Source organism: Sphingomonas sp. LH128, from assembly GCF_000293195.2.
GTDB classification, from domain to species: domain Bacteria; phylum Pseudomonadota; class Alphaproteobacteria; order Sphingomonadales; family Sphingomonadaceae; genus Novosphingobium; species Novosphingobium resinovorum_A.
Genome location: NZ_ALVC01000316.1, coordinates 21,866 through 28,425, shown reverse-complemented (window position 1 = coordinate 28,425; position 6,560 = coordinate 21,866). Strand labels below are relative to the sequence as shown.

At 67.6% G+C, this 6,560-nt stretch carries 6 protein-coding genes; all 6 read left to right on the top strand.

Translation table 11 applies throughout. The features are described 5' to 3' along the window. Positions 1–23: 23 nt before the first annotated feature. The 6 genes from LH128_RS22940 (at position 24) to LH128_RS22915 (ending at position 6,549) form a co-directional block, all read left to right on the top strand. Positions 24–1,316, top strand: a complete 1,293-nt coding sequence (locus LH128_RS22940) for a TIM barrel protein (protein WP_008832079.1) — start codon at positions 24–26, stop codon at positions 1,314–1,316. A 98-nt stretch (positions 1,317–1,414) separates the two neighbouring features. Further along, a complete protein-coding gene (locus tag LH128_RS22935; protein ID WP_008832078.1) occupies positions 1,415–2,335 on the top strand; it encodes a LysR family transcriptional regulator in 921 nt (306 codons plus the stop codon). 94 nt (positions 2,336–2,429) lie between these two features. Further along, the gene (locus LH128_RS22930) at positions 2,430–3,689 is read left to right on the top strand and encodes an amidohydrolase family protein (protein WP_008832077.1); all 1,260 of its coding nucleotides are present in this window, start codon (positions 2,430–2,432) and stop codon (positions 3,687–3,689) included. A gap of 21 nt (positions 3,690–3,710) precedes the next feature. Continuing rightward, positions 3,711–5,234, top strand: a complete 1,524-nt coding sequence (locus LH128_RS22925; RefSeq protein WP_008832076.1) for a bifunctional 3-(3-hydroxy-phenyl)propionate/3-hydroxycinnamic acid hydroxylase — start codon at positions 3,711–3,713, stop codon at positions 5,232–5,234. Beyond that, entirely contained in the window at positions 5,231–5,662 is a 432-nt protein-coding gene (locus LH128_RS22920; RefSeq protein ID WP_008832075.1) for a GlcG/HbpS family heme-binding protein, read from the top strand. Before LH128_RS22925 ends, LH128_RS22920 begins: the two co-directional genes overlap by 4 nt. Next, the gene (locus LH128_RS22915; RefSeq protein ID WP_008832074.1) at positions 5,659–6,549 is read left to right on the top strand and encodes a VOC family protein; all 891 of its coding nucleotides are present in this window, start codon (positions 5,659–5,661) and stop codon (positions 6,547–6,549) included. Before LH128_RS22920 ends, LH128_RS22915 begins: the two co-directional genes overlap by 4 nt. Positions 6,550–6,560: the final 11 nt, after the last annotated feature.

Below are 6,560 nucleotides of genomic sequence, written 5' to 3'. Positions count from 1 at the left end.
CGACGGGAAGAGGATAAGAGACAATGACGAACCTGCCGATTTCCGCCGAACTGATCGCGGAAGCCAATGCCCGCGCCGCCGAGGCGCTGGAAGACGACTACGCCTCGCTGGGCCGCAAGCTGGAGCGCTCCGGTATCGCCATCGATGCGATCAGGGACAAAGTCGCGGGCTTCTCCGTGGCGGTACCGACATGGGGCGCGGGGCGCGGCGGCACCCGTTTCGCCAAGTTCCCCATCCCCGGCGAGCCCACCAATATCCACGAGAAGCTGGAGGACTGCGCGGTCATCAACCAGCTCTCGCGCCTGACCCCGCGCGTCAGCCCGCATTTCCCGTGGGACAAGGTCAGCGACTACAAGGGTCTGCGCGAGGAGGCGGCGAGCCTCGGCCTGGGCTTCGATGCGGTGAACTCGAACACGTTCCAGGACCAGAAGGGGCAGGCGCAGACGTACGCCACCGGCTCGCTCTCCTCGACCATCGAGGCGACGCGGGCGCAGGCGGTGGAGCACAACATCGAGTGCATCGAGATCGGCCGCCAGCTCGGCTCCACCGACCTGACGGTGTGGGTGGGCGACGGCACCAACTTCCCCGGCCAGCAGGACCTCGGCCGCAGCCTCGACCGCTATCTCGACGCTGCGAGCGAGGTCTACGCCGCGCTGCCGGACGACTGGCGGATGTTGCTGGAGCACAAGATGTTCGAGCCCGCGTTCTACTCCACCGTCATCAGCGACTGGGGTTCCTCGATCCTTGCCGCGCAGGAACTGGGCCCCAAGGCCAAGTGCCTCGTCGATCTTGGCCACCATGCGCCCAACGTCAACATCGAGCAGATCGTGGCGCGCCTGCACCGGTTCGGCAAGCTCGGCGGCTTCCACTTCAACGACAGCAAGTACGGCGACGACGACCTCGATTCCGGCTCGATCAACCCGCATCAGCTGTTCCTGGTGTTCAACGAACTGGTCGAGGCCGAACTGGCCCCGCGTGATGGCTTCAATCCCAGCTACATGATCGACCAGTCGCACAACGTTACCGACCCGATCGAATCCATGCTGTCTTCGGCCGAGGCGATCGGATCGTGCTACGCCAAGGCGCTGCTGGTCGATCGCGAGGCGCTGCATCTGGCGCAGGAAGCGAACGACACGATGATGGCCTTCCAGGCCCTGCGCCGGGCCTACAACGTTGACGTCTCGCCGATCCTGGCGAAGGCCCGCATCGATGCGGGCGGCGCGGCGGACGTGCTGGGCGTCTACCGCGAAAGCCGCTGGCGCGACCGCAAGGCGCAGGAACGCGCCGCCGTGGGACTCGGCGCCGGCATCGTCTAAGGCATCGTCTGATGGACTGGCACTCAACCGTCGGCGCGGATTGCGTCGGCGGGTGATCTCCGTCAGGGGTAGGCCCAGGCAGACGAAGGCATACCGGAATGGTGGAAGCAGGCGAATATCGGCGCAGTTCGGCGATCGACCCGCGCGCCCTGCTGACGTTCCGCGCGGTCTGCGATACCGGATCGATCAGCGCCGCCGCCCGGGCGCTCAACCTCTCGCAGCCCTCGGTGTCGAACACGATCTCGCTGCTGGAGCGCAAGCTGGGCGTCGTGCTGTTCGAACGCGGGCGCGGCGGCATCGTGCTGACGGCGGAAGGCGAAGTGCTCCAGCGCCGGGCCGAGGCCATGGCTACGCTGCTGGGCGATGCCGTGACCGAGATCGAGCACACGCGGCACGGCATCGCCGGACCCTTGCGCATCGGCGGCACGCCGGGCGCCCTGCTCACTCTCCTGCCCGGCGCGATCATGCGGGTGGAGGAGGCGATCGGCGACTTCGCGCTCAGCGCCATCGAGCGGCCCGACGAGGAACTGCTGGAGATGGTGCGCAAAGGGGCGATCGAACTGGCCTTCGTGACGACAGGCATCGAAAGCGTTCCGGCCGACATGAAGGAAGTCACGTGCGCCAGCGATCCGTTCGTCCTGATCGTCGGCCCCCGGCACGAGAAGCTGCCGGGCCGCGTGTCGCTGCGCGAGGTCGAGAGCTACCCCTGGGTGCTGCCCGAGGCGCGCGGCGCGTTCCGGCGGCAGGTCGACGCGCTGTTCATCGCCGCGGGGGTGGCGGTGCCGCGCACGACGATCCGCTGCGACTCCCTCCTCACCACGCGGGCCATCGTAAGGGAGAGCGACCGGGTGACGGTACTGCCGCGAACCGTGGCGCTCGACGGGGTCACCGATGACAGCATCCGGGCCGTGATGATCGAGGAAGCGGTGCGCGAGCGCAGTGTCGGCGTGCTGTGGCTGGCGGGTCGTCCGCTGTCTCGTCCGGCGCAGGCGATGATGGAGGCGCTGCAAAATCCATAGTCTGTTGCTATGGCATCGCAAAAAATCATTATTTTACTTTGTGGGTCTGCGCAGCTTAACAATCCAGCGATAACGATGATCGCAGGAGAGCAGGATGCGGGCACTGATCCGCCAGGTTTCCATTTTCGACGGCACCGGCTCGGCGCTCCGGACAGGCTCTGTTCTGGTCGAGGGCGAGCGTATCGCCCGCGTCGCGCCGGGTGAGGACGCACTTGCCGATGAGGCCGCCGATCTGGTGATCGACGGGCGCGGGCTGACCCTCATGCCCGGTATGGTCGATGCGCATACGCACCTGACCTGGGCTTCCTCGCTGGAGAAGGTCTACCACCAGTTCATCCTGCCGCATGACGAGTTGAAGGTCGCAGCCTGGCGCAATGCACGGGTGCTGCTAGACCACGGTTTCACCAGCCTCTACTCGGCCGGTGCCCTGGGCGACATGATCGAGCCGGATCTCGCCCGCGCCATCGAGGAGGGCGATACGCCCGGGCCGCGCCTCGTCCCCTCGACGCTGGAGCGCAGCCCCGAAGGCGACGATACCGGTGACGTGTTCAACGGCCGTGGTCCGGATGCGATGCGCCGTTTCGTGGCCTATTGCGCGGACGAGGGAGTCAAGTCGATCAAGCTCGTGGTCTCGGGCGAAGATGCGCTCAAGCCCGGCAGCGCGATGGACGTGCTCTATACCCGCGAGGAAATGCTGGCGGCGGGGGAGGCCACCCGCGAGGCCGGGATGTGGATCGCCTGCCATACTTATTCGCCCGAGGCGATCGGCCTCGCGCTCGATGCGGGCGCGCGAATCGTCTACCACTGCTCCTTCGCCGACGAAGCGACGGTGGAGCGGATGGCGGCGGAGAAGGACAGGTTCTTCTATGCCCCCGGTCCCGGTGTCTCGGTCGCCGCGCTGGAGGCGAACCCGCCGCCACACGTCGACATGACGCACATGAAGGCGAGCGCAAAGGTTCGCATGGACCTTGAGGCGAAGCTGATCCCGCGGCTGAAGGCGCGCGGCGTGCGCGTGCTGGTCGGCGGCGACTATGGCTTCCCGTTCAACCCGCATGGCCGCAACGCGCGCGACCTGCAGCACTTCGTCGATTACTTCGGCTTCACTCCCGCCGAGGCGCTGCAGGCGGCGACCCAGCATGGCGGCGAACTTATGGGCATCGAGACCGGCGTGATCCGCGAGGGCTGGCTGGCCGATCTGCTGCTGGTAGACGGCGACCCGACGCAGGACGTTGCGATCCTGCAGGACAAGGATCGCCTGAAGATGATCATGAAGGGCGGCAAGCTGCACAAGGCTCCAAGTGACATCTTGGCTGGGGCCGGGGCCGGGGCAGGGGTCGCCGCCGCCGCGAACTGAGTTTTAACAGGGACGAAAATCATGTCGTACGACGTCGTTGTCGTAGGCTGCGGCCCTGTGGGCGCGCTGGCCGCGAACCTTCTCGGCCTGAAAGGGCTGCAAGTCCTCGTTCTCGAACGGGAACTGGAACACTACCCCCTGCCGCGTGCGGTCCATCTCGACCATGAGATGATGCGCCTGTTCCAGTCGGCCGGGGTGATCGACCGGGTCGAGGGCGACATGATCGCCACTGACGGGCACCTCCATGTCGGCGCGGATCACGGCGTCATCCGCTACATGGGCACGGTGGGCAAGCCGCGCCCGTTCGGCTGGGCGAACGACTACTTCTTCTACCAGCCCGAGCTGGAGGCCCACTTGCGCGAAGGCTTCGCCGGCATGGCGAACGTCACGCTGAAGCTGGGCGCGACGTTCACCGGTCTGGAGCAGGACGCAGGCGGCGTCACCGTATCCTACGACGAGGGCAGTGAACGGCAGAGCGCCTCGGCCCGCTGGGTGATCGCCTGCGACGGCGCGCGCAGCACCGTGCGCAAGGCGCTGGGCGTGGATCTCGACGATCTCGATTTCGAGGAGCCCTGGCTGGTCGTCGATGCCGAAGTGCAGGGGCCGGTCAGCTTCCCGCCGATCGCGGGCGTGCCTGAAGGGGCGGACCTGCAGCGGCTGTCGGTGATGATGTGCGATCCGGTGCGCCCCGCGACCGTGGTGCCAGGCCGCCGCGATCATCGCCGCTGGGAATTCATGCTGCTGCCGGGTGAGGACGACAAGGCGATGTCTGCGCCGGACAAGGTCGCCGAACTGGTCGGCGCGTGGATGGCCGACGTACCGCACGAGATCGTGCGCGCCGCGACCTATCGCTTCCATGGCCTCGTCGCCCATCGCTGGCAGGTTGGCAATGTCTTCCTCGCGGGGGACGCCGCGCATCAGACGCCGCCGTTCTTCGGGCAGGGCATGTGCCATGGCCTGCGCGACGTCGCCAATCTGGCCTGGAAGATGGACGCGGTGATCAATGCGGGCGCCTCGCCTGTGATCCTCGATACCTACCAGCCCGAGCGCGACCCGCACGTGCGGGCGGTGATCGGCGCGGCGGTGGCGGCCGGGCGCTACATCTGCGAACTCGACCCCGACCTTGCTGCCGCCCGCGATACCCGTATCCGTGAGGAAGCACGCGGCAAGCAGGGTGAGACCGCGCATGACCTGATCCCCGCGATCCGCGAAGGGCTGGTGCTTTCCGGCACTTCGGGTGCAGGCGCGCGCTTCGTCCAGCCGGTACTCGCCGACGGCAGCAAGCTGGACGAGTGCACCGGCGACGGCTGGCGCCTTTTCGTCCGCGACGACACCGTGCCCGGCGAGGCCGGGGGCGTCACCCGCGTCGTCGCGGCGGCGCTGGCGGACAATGAGGCGATCGCGTCGTGGCTTGACCAGCACGGCGTCGATGCCGTGCTGGTGCGCCCGGACCACTACGTCTTCGGAACCGCCTCGGACAGCGCTGAGGACCTGCTGGCCGCCCGCGCGGCCCAGCTTTTCGATCACAAGGAACTGACCGCATGACCCTGACGCTCTTGCAGGCGCAGACCATCGTGACCGCCGCGCTGGCCGAAGCGCGTTCGCGGGGCGCGAAGGCTTTGGCGGTGATCGTGCTCGACGCCGGAGCCCACCCGGTCGCCTTCGCGCGTGAAGACGGGGCGAGTCTCTACCGCTTCGACATCGCCCGCGCCAAGGCCGAAGGGGCCGTGGGCATGGACGCCGACACCGCCGTCCTCGCCGAGCGTGCAAAGGGCAATCCGGTGTTCTTCCATAGCGTCAGCGCGGCCGTGGGCGGAGGCATCGCCTTCTCTCCCGGGGGCGTGGTGATCCGTGATGTGAACGGCGCCCTGATCGGCGCGGTGGGTGTCAGCGGAGATACGGGCGAGTGCGATGCCGACTGTGCGCTCGCAGGGATCAGGGCGGCCGGACTTGTCGAGGAGACCGAGGCATGAAACTGCGAAGCATCGAACTGGCGCTGCCCGATCCGGCCGCTGCTGCCGCCTTCATGACCGATGTGTGGGGCATGGCGCCCGCCGACGTGATCGGCACGACCCATTACCTGCGCGGTTCCGGTTCCTACCCCTACCTCGTCGCCTTCGAGCAATCGGCGGACGAGTTCGTCCGCTCCACGACCTTCCTGTGCTCGGCGGAGGAGCTTGACGGTATCTCGGGCCGCGCCGCCGCCGCAGGCTGGCCGCACCGCGCCACGGTCAGCGAGGACCCCGGCGGCGGGCACGGCCTGCTCGTCGAACTGCCCGAAGGCGAACTGCTGCGCTTCCTCGTCGATGCAGGCGAAGTAGAGCCGATCGCGGGCCGCGACCTGCCGGTCAAGCTCACCCACGTCGTGTTCAACTCGGCCGATGCCGAGGCGTCCGGGCTGGCGGTGGAGGAAGTGCTGGGCTTTCGCGTTTCCGACCGGACCAAGGGCATGGTCTTCCTGCGCTGCAACGACAGCCACCACTCGACCGCTTTCGCGCGGGCGGGGATCAGTTCGCTCAATCACATCGCCTTCGAAATGGAGGACCTCGATGCGGTGATGCGCGGCATCGGCCGCCTGCGCGATCATGCTTTGGCGCCTGCCTGGGGGCCGGGACGACATGGGCCGGGCGCAAACGTCTACGCCTACTACATCGCACCGTTCGGGCCGGTGATCGAGTTCTCCACCGCCGTCGAGAAAGTGCCCGAGGACTACCGTGTCGGCGCGCCGGAGGACTGGACCTGGCCGGAGAACCGCATCGACCAGTGGGGCATCTCGGACAAGGATTTCGCCGGACTGCGCCGCGCCGAGGAACGCTTCCGCTTCCGCCGCGACTGGCAGGACGAAGCGCAAGGACAATGAACACCGCTGCC

What these genes read in the sequence shown, in the direction of transcription:
- LH128_RS22940 (WP_008832079.1), top strand. Translation starts at nt 24, where the DNA reads ATGACGAACCTGCCGATTTCCGCCGAACTGATCGCGGAAGCCAATGCC.
- LH128_RS22935 (WP_008832078.1), top strand. Translation starts at nt 1,415, where the DNA reads ATGGTGGAAGCAGGCGAATATCGGCGCAGTTCGGCGATCGACCCGCGC.
- LH128_RS22930 (WP_008832077.1), top strand. Translation starts at nt 2,430, where the DNA reads ATGCGGGCACTGATCCGCCAGGTTTCCATTTTCGACGGCACCGGCTCG.
- LH128_RS22925 (WP_008832076.1), top strand. Translation starts at nt 3,711, where the DNA reads ATGTCGTACGACGTCGTTGTCGTAGGCTGCGGCCCTGTGGGCGCGCTG.
- LH128_RS22920 (WP_008832075.1), top strand. Translation starts at nt 5,231, where the DNA reads ATGACCCTGACGCTCTTGCAGGCGCAGACCATCGTGACCGCCGCGCTG.
- LH128_RS22915 (WP_008832074.1), top strand. Translation starts at nt 5,659, where the DNA reads ATGAAACTGCGAAGCATCGAACTGGCGCTGCCCGATCCGGCCGCTGCT.